Annotated in this window: 21 protein-coding genes and 1 pseudogene; 9 read left to right on the top strand and 13 right to left on the bottom strand. The window is 69.2% G+C overall.

The window, feature by feature from the left end; translation table 11 throughout:
* Nucleotides 1-31 precede the first annotated feature (31 nt).
* Nucleotides 32-643, top strand: a complete 612-nt coding sequence (locus tag WMF46_RS08190; protein ID WP_437985107.1) for a hypothetical protein — start codon at nucleotides 32-34, stop codon at nucleotides 641-643.
* A 757-nt stretch (nucleotides 644-1,400) separates the two neighbouring features.
* On the opposite strand, the gene WMF46_RS08195 is transcribed toward WMF46_RS08190, so the two are convergent.
* On the bottom strand, nucleotides 1,401-2,288 hold the full coding sequence (locus WMF46_RS08195; protein WP_437985108.1) for a Kazal-type serine protease inhibitor family protein: 888 nt from the start codon (nucleotides 2,286-2,288) through the stop codon (nucleotides 1,401-1,403).
* Nucleotides 2,289-2,566: 278 nt separating this feature from the next.
* Nucleotides 2,567-2,956 carry a tyrosine-type recombinase/integrase gene (locus tag WMF46_RS08200; protein ID WP_437985109.1) on the bottom strand — a complete coding sequence of 130 codons (390 nt, stop codon included), beginning with the start codon at nucleotides 2,954-2,956 and terminating at the stop codon, nucleotides 2,567-2,569.
* 317 nt (nucleotides 2,957-3,273) lie between these two features.
* Between WMF46_RS08200 and WMF46_RS08205 the strand changes: the two genes are divergently transcribed.
* On the top strand, nucleotides 3,274-3,450 hold the full coding sequence (locus WMF46_RS08205; protein WP_437985110.1) for a M91 family zinc metallopeptidase: 177 nt from the start codon (nucleotides 3,274-3,276) through the stop codon (nucleotides 3,448-3,450).
* Nucleotides 3,451-3,530: 80 nt separating this feature from the next.
* On the opposite strand, the gene WMF46_RS08210 is transcribed toward WMF46_RS08205, so the two are convergent.
* A complete protein-coding gene (locus WMF46_RS08210; RefSeq protein ID WP_437985111.1) occupies nucleotides 3,531-4,487 on the bottom strand; it encodes a LysR family transcriptional regulator in 957 nt (318 codons plus the stop codon).
* 84 nt (nucleotides 4,488-4,571) lie between these two features.
* On the opposite strand from WMF46_RS08210, the gene WMF46_RS08215 reads away from it, so the two are divergent.
* Nucleotides 4,572-5,783, top strand: coding sequence for an FAD-dependent monooxygenase (locus WMF46_RS08215; protein WP_437987870.1), 1,212 nt, complete (start codon nucleotides 4,572-4,574; stop codon nucleotides 5,781-5,783).
* A gap of 387 nt (nucleotides 5,784-6,170) precedes the next feature.
* Here the strand turns inward: WMF46_RS08215 and WMF46_RS08220 are convergent, their stop codons facing one another.
* Nucleotides 6,171-6,797, bottom strand: coding sequence for a hypothetical protein (locus tag WMF46_RS08220; RefSeq protein ID WP_437985112.1), 627 nt, complete (start codon nucleotides 6,795-6,797; stop codon nucleotides 6,171-6,173).
* Here WMF46_RS08220 and WMF46_RS08225 point away from each other — a divergent pair.
* Complete coding sequence (locus WMF46_RS08225) at nucleotides 6,783-7,121, top strand: hypothetical protein (RefSeq protein WP_437985113.1); 339 nt, start codon at nucleotides 6,783-6,785, stop codon at nucleotides 7,119-7,121. The genes WMF46_RS08220 and WMF46_RS08225 overlap by 15 nt on opposite strands.
* Before the next feature lie 45 nt (nucleotides 7,122-7,166).
* Here WMF46_RS08225 and WMF46_RS08230 read toward each other — a convergent pair whose 3' ends face one another.
* The 3 genes from WMF46_RS08230 to WMF46_RS08240 form a co-directional block, all read right to left on the bottom strand.
* On the bottom strand, nucleotides 7,167-8,267 hold the full coding sequence (locus WMF46_RS08230; RefSeq protein ID WP_437985114.1) for a poly(ethylene terephthalate) hydrolase family protein: 1,101 nt from the start codon (nucleotides 8,265-8,267) through the stop codon (nucleotides 7,167-7,169).
* 752 nt (nucleotides 8,268-9,019) lie between these two features.
* Nucleotides 9,020-9,604, bottom strand: a complete 585-nt coding sequence (locus WMF46_RS08235; protein WP_437985115.1) for a hypothetical protein — start codon at nucleotides 9,602-9,604, stop codon at nucleotides 9,020-9,022.
* Between the two features lie 250 nt (nucleotides 9,605-9,854).
* Nucleotides 9,855-10,436 (bottom strand): NADPH-dependent FMN reductase, encoded by a 582-nt coding sequence (locus WMF46_RS08240; protein WP_437985116.1) that lies wholly within the window; start codon nucleotides 10,434-10,436, stop codon nucleotides 9,855-9,857.
* A gap of 368 nt (nucleotides 10,437-10,804) precedes the next feature.
* Here WMF46_RS08240 and WMF46_RS08245 point away from each other — a divergent pair, with 368 nt between their 5' ends.
* The 5 genes from WMF46_RS08245 (at nucleotide 10,805) to WMF46_RS08265 (ending at nucleotide 16,644) form a co-directional block, all read left to right on the top strand.
* Nucleotides 10,805-12,310 (top strand): trypsin-like peptidase domain-containing protein, encoded by a 1,506-nt coding sequence (locus WMF46_RS08245; protein WP_437985117.1) that lies wholly within the window; start codon nucleotides 10,805-10,807, stop codon nucleotides 12,308-12,310.
* A 300-nt stretch (nucleotides 12,311-12,610) separates the two neighbouring features.
* A complete protein-coding gene (locus WMF46_RS08250) occupies nucleotides 12,611-13,348 on the top strand; it encodes a hypothetical protein (RefSeq protein WP_437985118.1) in 738 nt (245 codons plus the stop codon).
* A 180-nt stretch (nucleotides 13,349-13,528) separates the two neighbouring features.
* Nucleotides 13,529-14,122 carry an HdeD family acid-resistance protein gene (locus WMF46_RS08255; protein ID WP_437985119.1) on the top strand — a complete coding sequence of 198 codons (594 nt, stop codon included), beginning with the start codon at nucleotides 13,529-13,531 and terminating at the stop codon, nucleotides 14,120-14,122.
* A 102-nt stretch (nucleotides 14,123-14,224) separates the two neighbouring features.
* A complete protein-coding gene (locus WMF46_RS08260; protein ID WP_437985120.1) occupies nucleotides 14,225-14,566 on the top strand; it encodes an SCP2 sterol-binding domain-containing protein in 342 nt (113 codons plus the stop codon).
* A 23-nt stretch (nucleotides 14,567-14,589) separates the two neighbouring features.
* Nucleotides 14,590-16,644 (top strand): amylo-alpha-1,6-glucosidase, encoded by a 2,055-nt coding sequence (locus WMF46_RS08265; RefSeq protein ID WP_437985121.1) that lies wholly within the window; start codon nucleotides 14,590-14,592, stop codon nucleotides 16,642-16,644.
* A 64-nt stretch (nucleotides 16,645-16,708) separates the two neighbouring features.
* On the opposite strand, the pseudogene WMF46_RS08270 reads toward WMF46_RS08265, so the two are convergent.
* The 6 genes and pseudogenes from WMF46_RS08270 to WMF46_RS08295 form a co-directional block, all read right to left on the bottom strand.
* Nucleotides 16,709-16,903 (bottom strand): annotated as a pseudogene (locus WMF46_RS08270) (general stress protein); the annotation flags it as partial.
* 104 nt (nucleotides 16,904-17,007) lie between these two features.
* Nucleotides 17,008-18,003, bottom strand: coding sequence for a C-terminal binding protein (locus WMF46_RS08275; RefSeq protein ID WP_437985122.1), 996 nt, complete (start codon nucleotides 18,001-18,003; stop codon nucleotides 17,008-17,010).
* Nucleotides 18,004-18,029: 26 nt separating this feature from the next.
* Nucleotides 18,030-19,805, bottom strand: a complete 1,776-nt coding sequence (locus WMF46_RS08280; RefSeq protein WP_437985123.1) for an IlvD/Edd family dehydratase — start codon at nucleotides 19,803-19,805, stop codon at nucleotides 18,030-18,032.
* Nucleotides 19,806-19,852: 47 nt separating this feature from the next.
* Nucleotides 19,853-20,992, bottom strand: a complete 1,140-nt coding sequence (locus WMF46_RS08285) for a glucose 1-dehydrogenase (RefSeq protein WP_437985124.1) — start codon at nucleotides 20,990-20,992, stop codon at nucleotides 19,853-19,855.
* Between the two features lie 255 nt (nucleotides 20,993-21,247).
* The gene (locus WMF46_RS08290; RefSeq protein ID WP_437985125.1) at nucleotides 21,248-21,685 is read right to left on the bottom strand and encodes a cupin domain-containing protein; all 438 of its coding nucleotides are present in this window, start codon (nucleotides 21,683-21,685) and stop codon (nucleotides 21,248-21,250) included.
* Between the two features lie 17 nt (nucleotides 21,686-21,702).
* Nucleotides 21,703-22,029: a hypothetical protein gene (locus WMF46_RS08295; protein ID WP_437985126.1), complete on the bottom strand. Its 327-nt coding sequence runs from the start codon at nucleotides 22,027-22,029 to the stop codon at nucleotides 21,703-21,705.
* Between the last annotated feature and the right edge of the window lie 131 nt (nucleotides 22,030-22,160).

Consider the following 22,160-nt stretch of genomic DNA (forward strand, 5'->3'; position numbering starts at 1 on the left):
GAATCGGCGGATCGCAACGTGGTGGTGCGTCGTGGTGTGTTCGATCGGGGTGTTGACGGCGCGCGGGGCGCGAGCAGAGGAATCCGCGCGCGCTGCGCCACGACAGGAGACGGCGCCGCGCGACGAACCCGAGCGCGCGGTGCTCGGCTCGGCGTTCGTCGATCCTGCGGGGTTGTTGTTGTTCGGCCCGCGTGTGGGCGCGGAGCTCGGCGGTGAGCGCTGGACAGTGGGCGCGAGCGCCCGCGTCTTCCACTGGGGTCTGCTGAGCCGCGCGTTGTTCCTCGAGGAGGGGTGGTCGTTCGCTTTCAGCTATGGAGTCGCGCTGCGCGGGCGCTATTACCTTCAGCCCGCGCAGCGCGGCCTGCACCTGGGCGTCGCGGTCGAGCTGCTGGGCACCAACGTCGAGCACGCCACGGAGCGCATGGTGACGCGCTCCTTCTACGGCGTGCCGCACATCGAGGTGGGGTACCGCTTGCCTTTCGGCAGCTTCTACGTCGACGGCAGCGCGGGCGCCGGTTACGCCTTCCAGCTCGCGTCCCACATCGACGATCTGCCGGGTGGTAGCTCTGCCCAGTTTTACGAGCCGGTCGACGAGAGCAACGTCTACGCGACGGCAGCGCTCGATCTGGGCCTGCGCTTCTGAGGGAGAAGGCATCACAGGGACATCGCCGGCGCGAACCGTCAAACCGCGCACACGACGTGACCAGCTCCGTCCCCGGCAGGGCGATGGCCCTCAGCCGCGCGGGGCCCCTCGGTGCTGAGGCGGTGGTGGGGCTGGTCATCAGCGAATGCGCGGCTTGGCGCACAGGACCCTCGGCGGCAGGTCAGGAAGCGAGAGGGCGCCCGCGTCTCTCCCGCCGACGCGTTGATCCAGAGTCGCTCGCCCGACGCCGCGACCCGCGCCCCGGACAGAGCAAGAACGCCGCCCTGTCGTTGAAGCTGGGGTCGCTTATCACCAGGAGCTGCCCAGCCGTCACCGCCGCCGCTTCATAGCGCTCCCAGCGCTGCGCGACGCTCCCCAGCCGGGGATCGGTCGGGGGACCGCCGGCGGCATTCGCGGGGGCGCGCGACCAGTGAGCTCCGCTCCATGTGAAGAAATGGCGCGGCATCTCCCAGGACCGACCCGCGGCCGAGAGCCCCGCCTGGACGTCCAAGATGGCACCGCGCGGGAGCGCGTCGGCTGTCGGCGTCGGCTGATCGGGGGGCAGCCGGAGGTTGGCGTCCGTTCTATACCGGGCGTCCCCGCGCAAGTTCCACCAGTTGATGTATTCCGGCAGGCCGGCGAGCCAGGCGGGATCCTGGCGCACCTCGCGCCCACGAACGATGGCGAGCAGCGAGCGATCCAACAGCACCGCTCCGCCGGGGAACGGCGCCACCTCCACCTGGCCAGGCGCCGCGCTTCACAGGCGCGCGTCGCAGGCGCCGCGCGACGCCACCGACACCCCCGCCGCGTTTGCGGTGCAGGCGTTGCTGTACGTCCGCCCGTCGCAGCCGCAGACCGGGGCGTACACATGGAGGCAGGCCTGCGGGGTGGGCTCGCACGTGCCCATCTGATCGCCCGCGCCGCACTGGGTCTCCGGGCTGTAGTCGCAGAAGAACCCGCGCTCGCACGCGAGGCCGGCGATGCCGCCGCACGCCTGCTCCCCGACATCCCCGCACTCGCCGGACGACGCAACCGACACGCCCGCCGCGTTCGCGTAACAGGCGTTGCCATACGTCTTCCCGTCGCAGCCGCAGACCGGGTCGTACACGTCCAGGCACGCCTCCGGGATGCGCTCGCAGGTGCCCGTCTGATCGCCCGCGCCGCACTGGGCCTCCGGGCCGTAGTCGCAGAAGAACCCGCGCTCGCACGCGAGGCCGGCGATGCCGCCGCACGCCTGCTCCTCGGGAGCCCCGCACGCGCCGAGCGACGCCACCGACACGCCCGCCGCGTTCGCCGCGCACTCGTTGCCGTACGTCTTGCCGTCGCAGCCGCAGACAGGGTCGTACTCCTTCGTGCACATCTTCGGGATGGGCGTGCAGGCGCCCCACTGATCGCCCGCGCCACACATGGCATCGATCTCGTAATCACAGAAGAAGCCGGGCTTGCAGGTGAGGCCGAGCAGGCCGCCGCAGAGGGCCACCGAGATGGTGCCGCCTGCCCTCGCCTCCTGCGCCTCGGAGGCGATCGGCTCGACGGCCTCGTCGGCCACCTCCACCTGACAGCCCGCGGCGAACGGGGCCATCGAGAGCGCGAGCCAGAGCGCGGAGGCGAATCGATGATTGTTGATACGACGCTGAACGTTCATGATGTCTCTCCATGGGGCCGCGCCGTTCCCGGCGAGGCGGTTGCAATGCACGGGCACTTCCCTCCGCGGCGGCGACATCCGCAGCGTCGAAGCGAAGGATCGACGCGTTGCTCGACGCGGCGATCGCCGTGTCGAGGAGGCCACGGCGACGCGCCATCGGGGGTCCGTCGCCGTGTTGCGGAGGCGTGGTTCCCTTGGCAGGAGTCGGGCCACGCGGCTTTTGCGGGGTTCACGCCTTTCCGCGGTCCCCGGGCGGTCCGGATCGAGCAGGGGCTTGCTCAAATGGGCCAGAGCTTGCGCAACTTGCGCGACAGCGCCCCGCAGGGGACTCCGGCCCGCGGTTCTTGGTAGGGAGCGCGGATGCACCGCCGCCTTCGCCCCGCCGCCTCCTGCGCCGCCCTCACCGCGCTCCTCAGCAGTTGCAGCGCCACGCCCGACGCCGCGACATCGGCGGCGTGCTGGGCGCGCACGGCGGTGCGGTGATCGCGGAGCGGGGGGACCAGGCGAAGCGGCAGCATCGTGATTCGATTCTTCCTGCCCTTGCCGTCGCGAACGAGGATCTCGCGGCGCTCGAGGTCGAGGTCCTTCACGCGGAGCTCGGAGCATTCAAGCAGGCGGAGGCCGGCGCCGTAGAGGAGGGAGGCCATGAGTCGCGGGACGCCGGTCATGCGATCCAGGAGAGGCGAGCGGCGAGGCTCCGGCAACGGAGTCCACGCGAGCGGCGGGCTCGACGTTCGGCCCAAGCTTGCTCACGCATCCGTTGCTACCGGCAGCCCGAGCAGCCGACCGATCGCCTCGTGAACGACCCGGGCCGCCACCCCGTCCCCGAGGGCGATGGCGCAGCTCAGGGTGCTTACGCATCGTACCAAGCCATCGCCGCCCCCGGCGAGCCGCCGTCTTCGACGGGCTCGGTCATTCAGTACAATCCAGATTATCGCTCCAATGCCTTCGACGCCTCGGCGCGGTGATCGCGCAGCCGCCGCAGGTGATCCTCAGCCACGAGATGACTCACGCCCTGGCCAATTCGGAGGGCACCCACCGGTACGGCACGGATCCGAGCCCGCCCGCCTCCGAGCCGGGCATCGAGCAGGAGGAAGCCCAGGCCGTCGGAACGGGCAGCCACGGCGCGGACCCAGCGTCGGGGAGGCCGTCTTCGGCATAGTTCGACCTCCGCACGGGCAAAGCAGCCGCCCAGGCGCGGAGGCGACGCGTGTTGCTCTCGTGACCGCCCGGGAAAACGCCTCAGCGCTCGTTGCGCTTTCGCCCGGCGGCCCTGGGGGAGCGCGCGCGGTCTGCGGCGTGCTGCAGGAGCGGGCTCACCTCTCGCGCGGTCTCGATCAGCGCTCGCACCACGGGCGCGCCGTCGTCCTCCGCGCGCCATGTGACGACTTCGCTCAGATCGACGTGGAGATCTTCGACGGGCCGCCACAGCAACGAGGTCTGCGAAGCCAGCTCCCAGAACTTCTCTGAGACGAAGGTGACCGCGTCGCCGATCACGACCAGGGCCATGAGCGCCTCCAGGTCGAGCACCTCCGCCGTCACGTGCAGCGTCACGCCCTGCGCGCGCGCCGCCGTGATGATGTCCGCGTGGAGCCTCGGATAGAGCTGACGTGGCTGGAGCAGCACGCGCTCGCTCTCGAGGTCTCGAAGCCGGATCTTCTTGAGCCGTGCGAGCCGATGCTCAGGGGAGAGCAGCAGCCCCAGTCGATCGCGGCTCATCTCGAGGTGGCCGAGGGCGTCGTCTTCGGGCGCGTAGGCGCCATAGCCGAAGGCGATCGTCCCCTGCCGCAGCGCCGTCCACTGCTCCAGGCTGCTCATGGGGACGAGCTGGAGGCGGACGCGGGGCGTTCGCCGACGAAACGCCGCGACGAGGGACAAGAACAAGCCCATGAAGGTCGTGCCCGTCTCGAAGCCGATGACCACGGTTCCGAGCCTGCCTTCGGCGATCCCCTTGGCTTCGTCGACGGCCGCCTCAACGCTCGCGAGGATGCTCCTGGCTCTCTCGGCGAAGGACTTCCCGGCGGCCGTGAGCTTGATCCCGCGTCCCTCGGGCGCGAAGAGCTCAACGCCCATCTCCTCCTCGAGGTCCTTCATCTGCCGACTCAATGGAGACTGCGAGACGTGGAGCCTGGTGGCGGCTCGGCGGAAGCTCTGCTCCTCGGCGATCGTGACGAAGTAGCGCAGGTGTCGGAGCTCCATGGTCTCGACCGTTACCCTACAGGCATCATAGCCGTGCGTTCAATGTCTTGGACGGCTCGGTTCGAGAAACCTACCGTGCTTGCCATGAACTCGACGATCCCGACGCGTCCCGCCTCCCGGGTGCTGGTCTCCGGCGCCAGCATCTCCGGTCTCACCGTCGCCTATTGGCTCGCCCGCCGCGGCTTCGCGGTCACGGTGGTCGAGCGTGCGCCGCATCTACGCCCGGGCGGGCACGCGCTCGACGTTCGGGGGCCGGCCCTGGAGGTCGCGGAGCGAATGGGCATCCTTGCCACGCTTCGCGATCGAAGCACGAGGCTGACGGGCATCTCTGTGGTCGACTCGGCCGGTCAGGAGATCTTTCGGAGCACGGAGAGCACCTTGACAGGCGGCCGGCTCGACAGCCCCGACGTCGAGATCTTGCGCGACGACCTGTGTCATGTGCTTCACGAAGCCGTGGGCCCCCGGGTCGAGTACCTCTTCGCCGATTCCATCACGTCGCTGACCCAGGACGAGTCGGGCGTCGACGTCACGTTCCTCAAGGCTGCGCCTCGCCGCTTCGAGCTGGTGGTTGGCGCCGACGGATTGGGTTCGGGGGTGCGGCGGATCGCCTTCGGCCCCGATGAGCAGTTCATCCGCGCCTTCGGCGACCTGTACGTCGCGACGTTCGGCATGCCGAACTTCCTCGGTCTCGAGCGCTGGCAGATCATGTACCGGCAGCCGGACTCCGTCGGCGCGCTGGTCATGGGCCTGCGGAAGGATGTCCACGCGAGGACGTATCTCGGCTTCAACGCGCCGAAGGGGATCGACCACGACTCCCGCGACATCGACGTGCAGAAGCGATTGCTCGCCGACCGCGTCGCAGGCGCAGGCTGGGTCATTCCGCAGATCGTGGAGCACATGCTGCGCGCGACCGACTTCCATTTCTACTCGCTGAGCCAGGTCCGCATGAGCAGCTGGGCACGCGGGCGGATCGTGCTGGTCGGCGATGCTGGCTACGCCGTCTCTCTGGGTACGGGGCAGGCCACCTCGGTCGCCATGGTCGGCGCTTACGTTCTGGCCAGTGAGCTCGCCATGCACGAGGATGATCTGGTGGGTGGCATCGCCGCGTACGAGGACGCCCTGCGCGCCTACGTGATCCGCAATCAGGACATCGCGCTGGACCAGAACGCAAAGCCTGACGAACCGACCGACGAGGGGCAGACCGCCCCCGTCGGCAGCATCCCGGACTTCGGAGCGCTGACGCTGCCGTTCGATTTCAAGAGCTACTTGAGCCCGGGTTGGGTCCATGCCTCTTGAGGGCGGCGCTCCGTCGTCAGGCTCTCCCCAGATCGCCGGGGACGCGACAGATCGCGACGGTTCGCCCCCGCGGAACAGTCCCGCCAGGAGAAGCCGGGCGATGACGAGCGGCCACCGGAAACAGTAGATATTTCATCGTTTTCGCCTGTTGCGCGCAGAGGGCGGCTCCGGTGTGGCCCAACGGGGCGCCCTCCTCCGTCGCGTCGCCTGCGGTGAAGGGCCCGCCGCATCACCGATCGGAGTCGGCGACTGGCCTGGCGGCGCAGCACCGCGATCACGGTGCGGGTGAGGCCACGCGCGGCCAGCGCCTCGTCCACCGGGCCCCTCGCGCTCCCGCGACGCGACGACCAGCGCCGTCCTGCCGGGCGGAGCAGAATCGGCATCACGTCAGAATAGACCGCCTCCGAGGACAGTCGCCTCGAAGGAGCCCGTGACCGGCGCTCCCGACTCCGTCGAGGCCTCGTCGAAGTGGATCTTGCCGTCGCCGAACAAGCCCGTGAGCACTGGCTCCGACTGCGTGTAATCAAGCGCGAACGCCATGACCGATTGCCAGTCGTACGGGCCCTCTTTTCCGGCGGCGAAGACTTCCGGGTCCACGAAAAACACGAGGGCGCGCACCGTCCCGTCGGGGAAGCTCCCGACGACCGTCACCTGGGCGCGGCCGCTCGTGATGGACTCGACCCCTGGCTCGGAGCCTTCATAGCCCGCCGCGGAGCCGACGGTCCCGGCCGATTGCGGGTCATCCGCAGGGAACGCGGCGTCGAACGTCCCCGTCCCCGCGGCGAAGGGATCCGGCTCGGTGAGCGACCCCCACGTCGTCGAGAACGTGCCCTTCACGGTCCCGAGCGTCGTCAGGCACGCGGTGGCGGGCTGCGGGAACGTCCACGCGGGGGGCGTCGGCGCGATCTCGGCGGTGATCGTGGCGCGGCGCCGCGAGCCCAGGGCGAGTTCCTCCTCCTGCTCCTCATGGTAGCGCGCGTCCACGACCTTCACGCGGGCGTGAAGCGCTACCATGGCTTTCAAGCGGCGCACGTCGACGAGAGCCTGCTGAGCGCGTTCCCGCGCAGCGTCATTCCAGAGGAGCGGCGGCGGCGAGTCTACTGGAACGGCGTGCTCGCGCGCGCGGAGGTGAGCTCCAGCTACAAGCCGGCGCGCAAGCTATGGCGTCGCGAGCGACAAGGCCACTACATGCCCAGCACGGTCGGCGTGCGAGTCGCCGGCGAAGCGGGCAAGCCGGACACCTACGTGCCGCTCGATCGCCTGCTAGGTTGCGACATCCCCGAAGAACAGGGCGCGCCAGACGCAGCCAGCCGGGCTCATGTCACGAGCCCGTCCTGAAACGTGATGCTGCCGAGCACGAAGGTCTGCTCGGTGTACCGCCTGTCACTCGTTCCAGTTCTTCCACTCGTTCCAATTCTTGGACTGAGTCTGCCACACGCCCTTGTTGTTGTAGTCGCCACCGTCTTTGAGGAACGCGTCCTTGCGGGAGTTCTCCCCGCCGAGGTGCCAACGCATCCAAGCAACGTTCGCTCCGGCGCCGTCCCAAGGCCCCGAGCCGTGACCACCGCCCTTCATCTTGCCGAGCCAGACTGGCCCCTTGTTGCCGGCGTTGTTGAAGTCACCCTCGGCGTTGGGCGCCTCTTGACCCGTTTCACCGTAGATGATGCCGACAGGGATCTTGAGATTGACGAGGGCGTTGTGCTCGAAGGAGCCGCTGTTGTCGAGCAACGCGGTGGAGACGCGCTTATCGGTTTGAGCAGCCGCTTCCGACGACAGCCCGCCCATCGAGTGCCCGAACACACCAACGCGGTCGAGGATCAAGCGGCCGTACATGGGGCTGTTCTGATCGGCGTCCTGAGCCTCCAGCCAATCGATCGCCGCCGACATGAGCACGGCGTCGCCCGTCGACTCTCGAATACCGACGAGGACGAAGCCGTGCGAGGCCATGCGCGTCAGCAGCTGTAGGTAGTCGCGAGGAGGGGTACCTCCGCCCGGACCCCAAATGGCCACCGGGTGCTTCTTGTTGGGCTCGGTGGTGAGCGTCGTCGGCCTGACGAGAATGTGGCCACCGCCGCTGAACGAGAGGTCCTGAACCGTCGTCTCGAGCGGTCCGTTAGCGTTCACATTGTCACCCGCCAGCACCACTTCGGGCCGATTGACCTGGCCGCCGCCGCCGCCGTCGCCGCCCGAGCCTCCGTTCCCGCCCGCCGTCTCCCCGCCGCCGCCGGCAGGCGCTCCTCCGCTCGTGGCCGAGCCGGAGGCGTCAGACCCTCCGGCCGTGCTCTGCGAGCTGCTCGAGCCCGAAGGCAGAGGCCCTCCGGTGGTGCTCGCCTGCTCGCCGCCCGAGCCGCTCACGCTCCCTCCAGCGCCCGCAGGGGCTCCGCCGCTCCCCCCAACGTCGCCGTCGTCATTCGAGCCGCCGCAAGCGCCGACGATCATGCCCAGCGCGGCCAAGGTGAAAGCCAAACTCGATCTATTTTTCATAACAACACCGTATTCCCTCGAGCGATCGAAGAAATGGACTCCATTCGCGTCTCTCTGCGATTCGAGTCGCTGGTAGCCTGGTGTGCCCCCGAGGCGTCGCCCTCGACTCGACCCACGCTATAAATCTTTATCGCAGCTCGGATGCGGCAGCGCCCGGCCCGGCGGTGCTGACGGGGCACGTGTACACAGGTCTTCAGGCGCCCAGGGACCCAGGCGGCACGCCGTCGATCGTTGAAGCAAAAGGATGCCCCTCGAGGAGGAAAGTGAACGTTCACATTCCCGATGTCAATTCCAATCGACCGGCCGCGGCTGTGCTCGATGCCGAGGGAGGACGAGGCGGGCGGGGCTCGTTCGGAGCGCCGCGTTCGGAGGGGGTGCGGTGCGGCACAGCTGGCGCGCGGGGCCGTCTCGACGGTGGCTCACGGTGGTGATTTCGCTCACAGCAAGTCAGCTGACATATTAATTGTATTAGATTTTTACACGGGCGAGGTTCACAGGGCAGATCATGTCCACTCGACCGACCCGGAGGCGGGAGAGGCTAAAATTTCTTGACATCCACAAAGGCGCTTGGATTTCCTGCCCGCCGGAGGTCCCGAGGTCGACCGCGCCCGGCCACGAGGCGACGCGACGAGGCGGAGGCTCTGCTGCCCGCTGCGCGCGGAGCCACGAAGGAGACGCACGCTGCTCGTGCGGGCCTCGATGATCAGCGAAGAGTCGAGGTGCGCTGCCCGCTGATGATCAACATCCCAGGTTCACCATGTGACGCGGTAGGTACAGGAGTCGGCGCCGCGCTTCCGCGACGGGCGGGACTCGTCGAGCACGACGTCGACGCGCGGCCTGACCCCGCGCGACGCCGCTCGTCGCGCCGTGCCGAGCAGGACCCCGCGATCGAGCTCCGAGGGATAAGGCGTATCGCAGACCATGATGATCTGGTGCTTCTCCGGATGACAGCGATAGTGGCCGATCCCCTCCCGCATGACGCCGGTCGCCGGATCGAACATCACCTCTCCGTCAAGCCTGTGATTCATGTGGTATGCCACGTCGATCATCTGGAGGGCGTCCACCATGGTCGGCGGCATGGCCGGCCACACGGCGTGATCCACGAGCGCCTTCCCGATGGCGAGCAGCGTATGGTCCCCGGTCGCCCGGGCCACGCCCTTCAGCAGGTCGAGGAGCATCTGAAGGGGGTACCACTCGCCCGCGACCAGCTCAGCCACTCCCAGCGTCGAGAGCACCTTCTTCCCGATGTCTCCGTGCGCCCCGAGAGCTGCGCCGACCGACGCGAAGGCGCTCCCGGAGCCCTCGAGCCCGGGATGTGGAGAAAGGTATTGAGCCATATCCGATGGTGGTTGAGGCGCTCGTTCCGCCGACGACCGACGATATCGAACCTCGCGCGACACCGCAAGATGCCCTGCTCCCGAGAGCCGGAGCCCTGGCTGCCTCGACGGCGAGCCACGCGATGTTCGTGAGCCTCAGGCTTGGACTCGTCAGGCCGTCAGTTTCCCAGGTGGTTCGCCCGCTTGCCCGCACGCGCGTTCGCGCTCCTGTCGTCGGCGTGGACGTGGAGGTCGATGTAGGAGGACGACCTCATGCGACCAGGGGCCGGGAGATCTCGCCGGCCTGCTTCGCCTGGACGATGGCCTGAGCGAACCACAGGTACTCGTCGAGGAACCTGTCGGCCGCCTTCGCGACCTGCTCGCTCCTGAGCTGGAGCGACTCGTCGAAGACGCTCTGGACCTCCGGGACGAGCAGCTTGAGGGGCAGGGGGAACGCTCCGAGGCTCAGGATCACGTGCTGGAGCTGCGTCGAGGCGTTGATGCCCCCGAGCTTCCCCGCGGAGACCGCGACCACGCCGATCGGCTTCTTGTTGAACTCTTCCCAGAAGTAATCGAGGGCGTTCTTCAGCACGCCCGAGAAGCTCCCGTGGTATTCCGGCGTCACGAACACGAGCGCGTCCGCGCTGCGTAGGCGCGCGCTCAGCCCCTGAACCGTCGCCTGGAGCTGCGGGGGGCGACCCGACCGGTCCTCCAGGATCGGCAACGGCGTCTCCGCCAGATCGATCCGATCGGCCTCGGCGCCCCGCTCCCGGAGCTTCCGCTCCAGGTGATGGGCGATCTTGTGCGACTGTCTCCCGCTCCTCACGCTGCCGGTCAAGATGGCTACCTTCATTGTGGCGCTCCCCAGGAGGACGTTCTCCCGATGCGACGAGGGTAAGCCCGGGATGCCCGCCTGCTGGAGGCGGCGCCAATCCATTGGACAATGGTCAATCCGTCGTCAGGGGCGCGCCCCCGCGGGCGCTCGCGCCCCGGGCCGCGCCGGCTCGATGCAGCGTGTGCATGAGGTCCATGGCGCATATGAATTGGTGCGCGCCTCACGAGGAGGTAGATCCCCCTCGCTGAGAACGGGAAGAGCGTGCCACTCGGGGGTCCTTGCTTGTCGGGCGTCAGATCCTTGCTCGACGCCGGCCAGGCACTGACACGTCGTCATCGGGCCCGCCCGGTGATCCTCGCTCTGCCTCGAACACTTGGGAGCTTGTCATGAGAGCGAACCACTTCATCATTGCTGCTGGCTTGTTGTCCGTGGGGGTCGCCGCGGGGTGCGCGGCGCCCGCGCCCGTCGGGGAGGAGGCCGCCGGCGAGGCCCGCTCCGAGGTCATCTATGGCCAGGATGACCGCGAGGAGCCCTTCACGTACGCGGATCCCGCCTGGGCCGCGCGGGCGCTCGACTTCACCGTGGCGCTCGTCCCCGCGTCGGCCGTCGACGATTCGGACCCGAACGACATCCAGATCGCCGGGCCCACGTGGGCGGGGCGCGACGGCGTGTGCCTCGACGAGCGCTTCGCGTCCCAGCCGGCGCTCGCCGACTGCAGCGGGACGCTGATCGACGACGACCTGGTGCTCACGGCCGCGCACTGCATCAACAACTGCAATAGCAGCCGCTTCGTCTTCGATTATGCGATGACGCCGTCCGGCCAGCTCGGCCAGATCACCAGCGATGACGTCTACAGCTGCGTGGATTTCGTCAGCTATTACCAGGACCGGCGGGGCGCGGACTACACGGTCGTGCGGCTCGATCGGCCGGTCGTGGGGCGGACGCCCGCCGCGGTGCGCGTGTCGAGCGATCCCCTGGCCATCGGCACGCCGCTCGTCGTGCACGGCTTCCCCCGCGGGTTGCCGCTCAAGCTGGCCGACGGGGCCGCGATCCGGAGCAACGCGCCGAGCCTCGACTTCTTCGTCGGCAACCTGGACACGTTCGTGGGCAACTCCGGGTCCGGGGTGTTCGACCTGAATACGAAGGAGCTCGTGGGCATCCTGGTGCGCGGCGAGCGCGACTTCGTGCAGGACGGCGACTGCGTGCGTCCGTTCACCTGCGCCGACGACGCGTGCCGCGGCGAGGACGTGACCTATGCCTTCCGGGCCATCCAGGCCATGTGCGAGCGCACGGCCTCGGACCTGTGCTCCTGCGGTGACGGCGCCTGCGGCCCGCTCGAGAGCCCGGCGTCATGCGCGAGCGACTGCTCCTGCGGCGACGGCATCTGCAGCAGCGGCGAGAGCACAACGTCGTGCCCGGCGGACTGCCAGCTGGAGGTGCTGTACGACTCCCACGCGCCGCAGCCGAACTGGGTGACGCCCGGGATCCAGGTGCGCAACACGGGGAGCGAGAGCGTGTACCTCGCGGGCTCGACCGTGCGGTACTACTTCAGCCAGGAGCCGCCCGGCCCGCTCGAGGCGACGTGCTGGGGTTGCTCGAGCGAGCTCGAGATGAGCTTCCACGAGGTGCCCGGGGGCGGCTGCGCGGGCGCGACGCATTACCTCGACGTGCGCTTGCCGTTCCTCTCGGTCAATCCGTCGTCCTCCACCGACCGGTTCAACATCGCGTTTCACGCGTCGAGCTGGCAGGCGTTCAACCAGTCGAACGATTACTCCCACGCCGGGGGCAGCTGGAACTGGGCGCCGAACCCGAAGATCACGATGTACCGGCTCGGCTCCAGGGTCTTCGGGGACGAGCCCTGCCCGGGCCTCTTCATCCCGCCCGCCAACTGACCGCCTCGGCCAAGGTTCGCGGCGTTCGAGCTCTGCGAGCGCGAGCTCCTGGCCGAGGGACTCCGGCGCCAGCGGCGGACGCGCGGGTGACCGGGCGGCGAGGATGGGCAGCCGGCCGAGGTGCGGAGGAGGGAACAGGAACACGTCCTCGCCGGTGGCCGCGGCGCTTGACGACGGGGGGCCGGTCTCGATGTTGCGCGCATGGGGCGACCATCCACCGGGCGACGTCCGCAGTTCCCTTCCACCGTGCCGCGACCGGTCCGGGCGCGCGCCGGGCGCACACCGACGGAGCGGACGCCGTTGGCGGTGCGGACCTTCGGCGTCGGCGTCGACGAGGCGACGAGGGCGCACGTGCGCCAGACCCTCGGGGCGAAGCTCGGGCGGTTCGCGCCCGACATCGAGCGGCTCACGGTGCGCTTCACGGACGTGAACGGGCCGCGCGGCGGCGTCGACGTCGCGTGCGACGTGAAGGTCGTCCTGAGCGGGCACCCGAGCGTCGTCTACCAGATGCGAGGTCACGAGCCGCGCGAGACGATCGACAGAGCCGTCCCGGGGATCGTGCGGGCCGTGCAGAGCGCCCTCGATCGCGCGCCGCGCGCCGCATCACGCGCGCCGGCGCGCGGCCCGAAGCCCACGGCGCGAGCGGCGAAGCGCAGCGCGGCGGCCCCGGCGCGGCTCGGTCATCCATCGCCCGAGGGCAGCTTCATCGGGCGGCGCGTGGGGCGCGGCAAGGAGAACCTCGAGCGCGCGCTGGAGCGGCCCGAGAAGTCGCGGCGTGACATTCCCGTCGACACGGCCGCTCCGGGGCGGAGCGCGACCGACCGGAAGGCGGGCGGCGGCTCGACGGCGCGGCGTAACACGATGCGGAGGACACGGAAGGCCACCGCGACGCTCGAAGACTCGGCGCAGGACCGCCCGTCGCGCAAGTCGACGCGCAAGAGCGCCAATCGCGCGAAGCAGGGCTCGAAGCTCCAGCGGCGCGCGGTCCGGCAGGCGACCAGCCCGAGCACCAGGGCCGCGAAGGCCGCCGCCCGCTGATCAGGCGGTGCGCCGCTGGCCGTCCTCGGCCGTGACGCCTCCAGCGAGCGCCAGGCACAATGTTCCCGCCGGCGCACTGGCACGGACGATGCTCGACGCCGACGCGGTCCTGGCCACCTCGTCCGCGCGCGGCGGGGGACCGACGGGACACGCGTGCTCCACGAACCAGAGAGGTCTCCCATGGTTGCTCCGCTCGGAGAGTCCCCGAGGTCGCTTCGCTTCGCGCAGGTCGACTTTCACACCGTGCGGGAGAACCGCGGTTGGTTCGTCGCGATCGGCGTGGCCTCGATGGTGCTCGGGGTGCTCGCGTTCGTCATGCCCTTCGTCGCCTCCCGGGTCACCGCCATCGCCCTCGGCTGGTTGATCGTGCTCGCCGGCGTGGCCGAGGGCTGTCACGCCATCCAGAGCCGCGGCTGGGCCGGCTCCGGCTGGGAGCTCGTGAGCGCCCTGGTGCAGGTGGCGTTCGGGCTCCTCCTTGTTGTCGCCCCGATGACCGGCAAGCTCGCGCTGATGGTGATCGCCGCGGCGTACTTCGTCTCCGAGGGCGCGCTCAAGCTCATCCGCGCCTATCAGCACCGCGGGCTGCGGGGCTCGGGATGGCTCGTGTTCGACGGCATCCTGGCGTTTGGGCTCGGGATGCTGATCCTCACGGGCGGCGTCACAACGGCCGTGAGGGTGCTCGGCTTGCTCGTCGGAATCAGCCTCCTGACCGGCGGTATGTCGATGATCCTGATCGCGCTGGGCGGCGCTCGCGTGCTCCACACGCGAGCGTGAATGAAGAGGCGCGCCTCCGCACCGTGCAGAAGGGCACACGCCTTGCTCGGGCTAAGGAGCGCGGCGAGCGCCAAGGCCAGGTTGGCAAACCGGACACACTTCATGACGCAAGCAAGAAAGCTCATCCAGGATCTCGCGGCAGGACGCTACGACGCCCGCCTGCGAGGAACACGGAAGGTGTGCGCCGTGCAGCTCAGCGACGACGAGCGCGTCGTCGTGGAGATCGCCGACGGGTCCTTCGGAATCGCGCCCGAAGGCGCGAGCGAGGACTGCCAGCTCTCGTGCTCGCTCGACGATTTCATGCGGATCTTTCGCGGTGAACAGAACCTGCTCACGGCGATCATGCAGGGCCGCGTCGGCGTGCGAGGAGACCTGGGCGTCGCCCAGATGTTTCAGAGCGTCTTCTCCCCGGGAGATCAACAGGCTCCGGAAGCGACGCGCTGAGCCACCGTATTCGGAGGGGGCCCATGGAACGGCAAGTGAGCATTCTGGACGGCGGCACGTTCGTCGTCAGCGATCTACGCGGCAACATCGAGCACTCCGTCAGCCGGCCGCTCGGCCTCTTTCACCTCGATACGCGCTTTCTCTCCGAATGGATCCTGACGATCGACGGCGTCGTCCCGGCCGCGCTGTCCACCGACGACGTGCAGTACTTCCAGGCCCAGTTCTTCCTCGTCCCGAGGCCCGCCGCGATGTACGTCGAATCGACGCTCTCGATCGTCCGGAGCCGGTTCGCGGGCGACGGCTTCCACGAGGACCTCCTGCTCATGAACCACGGCAAGGTTCCCGTCGAGCTCGAGGTCCGCATCCAGGCCGGCGCCGATTTCGCCGACCTGTTCGAGGTCAAGGACATGCTCCCGAAGAAAGGGGAGCGCTATCACCGCATCGAGGACAATCGGCTCGTCCTCGGCTATCGACGCGAGCGCTTCGTGCGCGAGACGTGGATCTCCGCCTCGCAGCCCGCGCAGATCGATCCGAGCGGCTTGACCTTCCGGGCGAGCATCCCGCCGCACGGCCGCTGGAGCACGTGCCTCGACGTCGTGGCGGCGATCGACGGCCTCGAGGAGCGGCACACCCGGGTGAAGTACGCTCACGGCGAGAGCCACGCGCGCCCGAACATCGGCATCAGCCTCGAGAGCTGGATCGACCACGCGCCGCGGCTCCTCACCGCGAACGAGACGCTCGCCCGGACGTACGAGCGGAGCCTCATCGACCTGGCCGCGCTGCGCTTCTTCTCCAAGCTGATGCCGGACGCCGCCATTCCGGCCGCCGGTCTGCCGTGGTTCATGGCGGCCTTCGGCCGCGACAGCATCATCACGAGCCTGCAAGCGCTGCCGTTCGTCCCCGAGCTCTCGCGCTCCACGCTCCGCTATCTCGCGCGCCGCCAGGGCAGCCGCCGGGACGACTTCCGCGACGAGGAGCCGGGAAAGATCCTCCACGAGGTCCGCTGGGGCGAGCTGACCGCCTTCGAGGAGCGGCCGCACTCCCCCTACTTCGGCTCTGCCGACTCGACGCCGCTCTTCCTGGTCCTGCTGGACGAGTACGAGCGCTGGACCGGCGACGCGGAGCTCGTCCTGTCGATGGAGCACACAGCCCGCGCCGCGCTTCGATGGATCGATGAGTGGGGCGACCGCGACGGGGACGGGTATGTCGAGTACGACACGCGCAACCCCGAGACCGGCCTGGAGAACCAGTGCTGGAAAGACTCGTGGGACGCCATCGTCTTTCATGACGGATCGCTCGCGCCGCGGCCTCTCGCGTGCTGCGAGATCCAGGGCTACGTCTACGACGCGAAGGTGCGCGGCGCCCGGCTCGCGCGCGAGTTCTGGCGGGACCCCGAGCTGGCGGCGCGCCTGGAGCGAGACGCGGCCGAGCTGAAGCGTCGATTCAATCAGGACTTCTGGCTCGACGATCGCGGGTTCTTCGCGCTCGCGCTGGATGGCCAGAAGCGCCGGGTCGACTCGTTGACCTCGAACATCGGCCACCTGCTCTGGAGCGGTATCGTCGAGACATCCAAGGCCGAACGCGTGGTGGAGCACCTCCTCGGACCGCATCTGTTCAGCGGCTGGGGGGTGCGTACCATGGCCGACGACGAGGGCGGGTACAACCCCATCGGATATCACGTGGGCACGGTCTGGCCGCACGAGAACTCTCTGATCGCGCTCGGGCTCCGGCGTTACGGCTTCAGCGTGGAGGCAGGGCGCGTCGCGACGGGCAACCTGGCCGCGGCTCCCTTCTTCCACTACCGCTTGCCGGAGGCGTTCGCCGGGTATCCACGAGAGCTCACAAGTTTCCCTGTCGAGTATCCGACCGCGTGCAGCCCCCAGGCCTGGGCCGCGGCGGCTCCGTTGCTCTTTCTGCGCGTGGTGCTCGGGCTGGAGCCGATGGGCAATCGCCTGTTCGTCGATCCGGCGGTCCCTGCCGAGCTCGGGGAGATCCGACTGCTCGATATCCCCGGGCGCTGGGGCAGGTGCGACGCCTTCGGTCGAGCGCGCCCGGAGTCGGGGCTCAGGGCGGCGTGAGTCGCCATGGCGACGGCCAGCTCGTGGCCGTCGCCTTGGATTCGCGGGATCCGCGCAGGTAGCGTCAGGCCGCGCTGCGCGCCGCGGCGGGGCGCTCCGGCGGCGCCATGAACTCGGGGCCCACCGGGTCGCGCACGGCTCCGGTGAGCACGGCGTCGATGTGGGCGCGGGCTTCGTCGTCGAGGCTCCATCCCATCACCTCGTTGATCGGCGCGAGCTCCTCCGGCCGTCGAGCCCCCCAGAGAGCCACCGAGACACCGGCCTGGTTCGGGGCTGATCGTCGCATGGACGCGTCCCTCCACTCCATTCCAATGCATCCCCAATGCATCCGCCGTACCCGCCCGCGCCGGCGAGGCGGCGGGCTCAAGCAGCCATGAGGTTCACGGGCGACATCGGCTCCTGTCCGGACAGGACCCGAACGACCTCGCTCGCCGCGAATCGTCGGACGAACTCGATCGACTCTTCCGAGTAATAGGCAGCGTGGGGCGAGATGACGACGTTCTCGAGCGAGAAGAGCGGGCTCGTCGGCCTCCAGTCCCGGCGCTTCGCCGGCTCCTCGGCGAGGTCGTCGAGCCCGGCCCCCGCGATCCATCCCTCCTCGAGCGCCCGGTACAGAGCGTCGTCGTCGATGATCGGACCACGGGCGGTGTTGACGAGGATCGCTGTCGGCTTCATGCGCCGGAGCTCGCGTTCCCCGAAGAGACCATGGGTCCCCTGGGTCAGCGGCGCCTGGATGACGAGGTAGTCGGAGCGCTCCAGAAGCTCGTCGAAGGACACGGGGTCAGCGCCGGCGGCGCGGATCTCGTCCGCGTCGAGAAAGGGGTCGTGCGCCGTGACGCGCACACCGAAGCTCGCCATCCTCGCGGCGACGTTTCGGGCGATCGCGCCGAACGACAGCAGCCCCAGGGTCGCGCCCCGCATCCGGTGGATCGGCCGGCCATCCTGCCAGGACCAGGATCCGCCGCGCGTGGCACGATCGTACGCGGGCAGCTTGCGGGAGAGCGTGAGCAAGAGCGCCACGGCATGGTCGGCGACCTCGTCGGCGCACCAGTCGTTCGGCGCGTTGGTGACGCGGATCCCGCGGCGGGTCGCCGCCGCGACGTCGACGGTGTCGACCCCGGTGCCGTACCGAGCGATGACCTGGCAGCGCGGGAGCCCCGAGATGGCTCGCCCCTTGACCTCGGAGTACTGCGTGAGCACGCCGACGGCGTCGCGCGCGACGGCCACGACGTCCTCTTCCGTCTTGCACTGCGCGGCGACCAGCTCGAAGCCGGCCGGCTCCACGAGAGAGCGCTCGATGTCGACGTCGCCGAAATCGTAGTCCAGCACGACGACCTTCCCCGTCCGTTCCATGCTCATGGTCCTTACCTCCGTTCCCGTGCCGTTCAGTGCGAGTGGCGAGGCAGCCCGCGAAGCTGAACGAGGTGCTGGTACCGAACGGCCGGCTCGAAGCACGCGCCCGTGGACAGGGGACCGACCGCATTCCGGTAGATCTCCTGCCATGGCGTCTGGCTCTCGAGCTCCGGCAGCTTCAGGGACTTCCGGCGCTGCTCGATCTCGTCGTCGGAGAGCAACACGTCCACGCGACGCCGGCGCAGATCGACCTGGATGCGATCCCCCGTCCGGATCAGCGCGAGGCCGCCGCCCACCGCGGACTCGGGCGACGCGTTCAGGATCGAGGGGCTGTCCGAGGTGCCGCTCTGGCGGCCATCGCCGAGCGTCGGCAGGGATATCCCCTCTCGAACCAGCGCGTCGGGCGGATCCATGTTCACGACCTCCGCGGAGCCCGGATAAGCGATGGGCCCCGCGTTGCGCATGACGAGGATGCAGCGCTCGTCGATCCCGAGCGACGGATCGTTGATGCGAGCGTGGTAGTCCTCCGGCCCCTCGAAGACGATGGCCCGCGCCACGAAGACACCGGGATTCGCGGGGTCCGACAGGTAGCGGTCGCGGAAGATCTCTCCGATGACGCTGCTCTTCATGACGGCCGAGTCGAAGAGGTTCCCGCTCATGACGAGCAGGCCGGCGGCGCGGAGCAGAGGATCTTCGTACGACCGGATCACGTCGCGGTTGGCGACGGCGGCGCTCGCCACGTTCTCACCCAGGGTTCGTCCGGACACGGTGAGCGCATCCCCGTGGAGACGGCCTGCGCGGAGCAGCTCGTTCATGACGGCGGGCGCTCCCCCCGCGCGATAGAAGTCCTCTCCCAGGAAGCGCCCGGCGGGCTGGCAGTCGACGAGCAAGTGGACGTCTTGCCCGACCCTCTGCCAATCGTCGTTCGTCAAGTCGACCCCGACGTGGCGCGCGATGGCGTTCATGTGGATGGGGCAGTTGGTCGACGCGCCGATCGCCGAAGCGACGGCGATCGCGTTCTCGAACGCCGCCTTGGTCATGATCGCGCTCGGCGTCAGGTCCTCGTGCACCATCTGCACGATCCGGCGCCCGGTCGCGTAGGCCATCTGCGCCCGCTCCCGGTAGGGCGCCGGGATCGCCGCGCATCCGGGCAGCGACATCCCGACGGCCTCGGCGAGGACGTTCATCGACAGGGCCGTTCCCATCGTGTTGCAGTGTCCGACGCTGGGCGCCGCCGCGGCGACCATGTCCATGAACTCCGTGTAGTCGATGCTGCCGGCCGCGAGGAGCCGGCGAGCCTCCCAGATGACGAGCCCCGAGCCGGCGAGCCTCCCGCGGTAATATCCGTTCAACATCGGCCCGCCCGAGAGCACGATCGCGGGCAGGTCGACAGTCGCCGCCGCCATCAGGCAGGACGGCGTTGTCTTGTCGCAGCCCGTCGTGAGGACGACGCCGTCGAGCGGGTATCCGTGGAGCACCTCCACCAACCCGAGGTACGCGAGGTTCCGGTCGAGGGCCGCGGTGGGCCTCTTGCCTGTCTCCTGGAGGGGGTGCGCCGGGAATTCCAGCGGGATCCCGCCGGCGTCACGCACGCCCTCCTTGACCCGGACGGCGAGGCTCAGATGATGGCGATTGCATGGCACGAGGTCGCTCCCCGTCTGGGCGATCCCGATGACGGGGCGGCCGGACTGGAGCTCTTCACGGGTCAGCCCGAAGTTCAGGTAGCGCTCGAGGTACAGCGCCGTCATCTCCGGATTGGTCGCGTCGTCCCACCACGCCTGGCTCCTCAGCTTTCGCTTCTGGTTCATCGCTCTCCTTCCCGGTTCCCGGTTCCTGGACGAGGGGGCGCCACGGCCTACCCAGCGGCCCGAAGCCCTTCATCGCGCGTCGCCATTCCGGCCTCTGCGATGTGGATCACCGTCTTCGCTCCACCACCCCCTGCGCGCAGCAAGGCCGGCGCCTCGTCGAGCGAGATCCGCCGCGCGATCACCCGGCGCGCGGCGTCGGGAAACAGGATCAGGAACTGCTCGAGCATCCGGACGGCTGCCTCGTAGGACTTGCGGCCGGCGTTCACGGTCCCGAACATCAGCTGGTTCTGGAGGACGAGATCGCGCATCAGGCCGGATGCGTCGAAGTCGATCGCGGGCCCCGGCGCAGGGATGCCGGTGAGGATGAACGCGCCGTTCGCTGCCAGCGCGGGGAGGGTCTTGAACGCGAACGCCGGCACGCCGACCGCTTCGATGATCACGTCGAACCGCCCGTGGCGACTCACCAGCCCCGCGACGTCGGTGGACTCGCTCGATACGTAGTCGGCGCCGATGCTGCGCACGAAGAGCGCCTGAGCGCCGTCCGTCGGCTCCCTCGAATACACGACCGCCCGATAACCGTTCGCGACCAGCCCCATCGCCGTGAGCACGCCGATCGGTCCGGCGCCGAGGACCAGGCCCCGCGGTGCGTCGTCCTCCCAGGGCAGGCGCGTCAGGGCGGCGTCGAGCTGGGCGAACGCCTTGGCCACGACGCTCAGCGGCTCGACGAGGACGCCGAGCTCGCCGACCCCCGGAGGGACGGGGACGAGGTAGCGCTCCTCCTCGACGAAGAGCTCGGTCATGAAGCCGCCCGCCCCGGAGATACCGCGCTCGATGAACTCGCCCGTCGCGCAGAAGTCCTGGTGCCCGACGCGGCAGGCCGGGCACTCGATTCTGGCACAGGGCCGACGCACGGTCGGCACCACGAGATCTCCGGGACGAAGGCGAACCATGCCCTCACCCGTCTGCACGACCTCGGCGAGCGCCTCGTGTCCCAGCACGAGCCGGTCCGTCCCTGCCGGGGCGGACCCGTACGTGAACGCGGCGATCTCCCGGTCGGTCCCGCACAGTCCGACCGCGAGGGTGCGGAGCAGCGCGTGCCCGTTCGCCAGCCGCCGAGCGTCCGGTCGGTCTTCCTCGTCGACGAGACACACAACCCTCTCGGCCATCAAGGCAGCGACCGACTTCACGCGTCCCCTCTTCCTGCGAGCACCTGCTCGCTCGTCGTGGTGCGTGCCAGGCAGGGCACGCCGGCGCCGGGTCCCATGGGTCGTTCGTCTGGATGCGGCAAGCCCGTGGCGAGCACTCGCCGGTGACCTACCGCTCTGGAGAGGGCGGCCGCGTCCCGGCGGGCGCGGGGGCGGTGAGCTCTCCCGTGTGATCGCGTTTGACCGGATTGGACCTGACTCGACTGGCCGCTTGCTGCCGGCTCTCCACGAGATGCATCAGTGGACGGGCAGCAACGGGGCCACGCCCCGGTTCTTCACGAGCACGACCAGGAACTTCGCGGGCTTCTTGGTGCTCGCGTTCCGGCCGACGGTGTGGATGTCGTTGGGCCCCTCGTAGAAGGTCTGGCCAGGGGTGAGCGTCACCTCCTTGCCGCCTTTCACGCCCATCACGATCGAGCCCTCGAGGACATAGATGAAGCCGTGGGCGTCGTGACGGTGCACCGGATCGGCGCCGCCGGGGGGGTAGTCGACGAGGAGCATCATCACCTCCTTGCCGGGGATGTTCGCGAGCTCCTTCGTCAGGAGCGTCGTGACGACCGGCTCGGGCGCGGCGACAGCGGGGCGGGCGAGCAGGCTCACCGCGACGATCGCCAAGGTGGTGGCGCTCTTCACGAACCGCGAAGTGCGAGAGGCGAGACGGAGATTCTGGAGCATGGGATCCTCGTGGTCGGTCAGGGAGACTCGTCGAGCGCGAGCGCCTTCTGCGCGGCCGGGTCGGCGTGCATGCGTTCGCTGAAGCGGAGAAGCTTGAGGGCAGCGAGGAACCGACGCGGCGTGAAGATCGGCTTGAAGGCCCTGTGCATACGGGCGTTGAGGAACGCTGCCCAGCGCATCACCTCGTCGCGAGCACGCGGCGTGCCGTCGCGGAGGAGCCGCGTGTCGGTGAACGATCGGCGCGTGAGCACGCGCCGCGCATGTGAAAGAGCTTCACCTGCACTGCCAGGCACCGGAGAACGATGCCGTCGAATCATGACGGGCTCGTCGCGCGCCCGAGCCATGAATGCGCCGCGGGGGCCCGGTGCTCCGGCGCTTCGGGCTCATGGCACATTTACATCAATGGTGGCGCAACCTGCGGCGCGCGTGACGGTGTGGACTCGATCCGCGCGGCTTCGCCGGGCGCCACCCTCAC

It is taken from the genome of Sorangium sp. So ce117 (genome assembly GCF_051524395.1).
Taxonomy (GTDB): Bacteria; Myxococcota_A; Polyangia; order Polyangiales; family Polyangiaceae; genus Sorangium; species Sorangium cellulosum_B.

What these genes read in the sequence shown, in the direction of transcription:
- WMF46_RS08195 (WP_437985108.1), bottom strand. Translation starts at nt 2,288, where the DNA reads ATGAACGTTCAGCGTCGTATCAACAATCATCGATTCGCCTCCGCGCTC.
- WMF46_RS08200 (WP_437985109.1), bottom strand. Translation starts at nt 2,956, where the DNA reads ATGACCGGCGTCCCGCGACTCATGGCCTCCCTCCTCTACGGCGCCGGC.
- WMF46_RS08210 (WP_437985111.1), bottom strand. Translation starts at nt 4,487, where the DNA reads ATGGAGCTCCGACACCTGCGCTACTTCGTCACGATCGCCGAGGAGCAG.
- WMF46_RS08215 (WP_437987870.1), top strand. Translation starts at nt 4,572, where the DNA reads ATGAACTCGACGATCCCGACGCGTCCCGCCTCCCGGGTGCTGGTCTCC.
- WMF46_RS08220 (WP_437985112.1), bottom strand. Translation starts at nt 6,797, where the DNA reads ATGGTAGCGCTTCACGCCCGCGTGAAGGTCGTGGACGCGCGCTACCAT.
- WMF46_RS08230 (WP_437985114.1), bottom strand. Translation starts at nt 8,267, where the DNA reads ATGAAAAATAGATCGAGTTTGGCTTTCACCTTGGCCGCGCTGGGCATG.
- WMF46_RS08235 (WP_437985115.1), bottom strand. Translation starts at nt 9,604, where the DNA reads ATGGCTCAATACCTTTCTCCACATCCCGGGCTCGAGGGCTCCGGGAGC.
- WMF46_RS08240 (WP_437985116.1), bottom strand. Translation starts at nt 10,436, where the DNA reads ATGAAGGTAGCCATCTTGACCGGCAGCGTGAGGAGCGGGAGACAGTCG.
- WMF46_RS08245 (WP_437985117.1), top strand. Translation starts at nt 10,805, where the DNA reads ATGAGAGCGAACCACTTCATCATTGCTGCTGGCTTGTTGTCCGTGGGG.
- WMF46_RS08255 (WP_437985119.1), top strand. Translation starts at nt 13,529, where the DNA reads ATGGTTGCTCCGCTCGGAGAGTCCCCGAGGTCGCTTCGCTTCGCGCAG.
- WMF46_RS08260 (WP_437985120.1), top strand. Translation starts at nt 14,225, where the DNA reads ATGACGCAAGCAAGAAAGCTCATCCAGGATCTCGCGGCAGGACGCTAC.
- WMF46_RS08265 (WP_437985121.1), top strand. Translation starts at nt 14,590, where the DNA reads ATGGAACGGCAAGTGAGCATTCTGGACGGCGGCACGTTCGTCGTCAGC.
- WMF46_RS08275 (WP_437985122.1), bottom strand. Translation starts at nt 18,003, where the DNA reads ATGAGCATGGAACGGACGGGGAAGGTCGTCGTGCTGGACTACGATTTC.
- WMF46_RS08280 (WP_437985123.1), bottom strand. Translation starts at nt 19,805, where the DNA reads ATGAACCAGAAGCGAAAGCTGAGGAGCCAGGCGTGGTGGGACGACGCG.
- WMF46_RS08290 (WP_437985125.1), bottom strand. Translation starts at nt 21,685, where the DNA reads ATGCTCCAGAATCTCCGTCTCGCCTCTCGCACTTCGCGGTTCGTGAAG.
- WMF46_RS08295 (WP_437985126.1), bottom strand. Translation starts at nt 22,029, where the DNA reads ATGGCTCGGGCGCGCGACGAGCCCGTCATGATTCGACGGCATCGTTCT.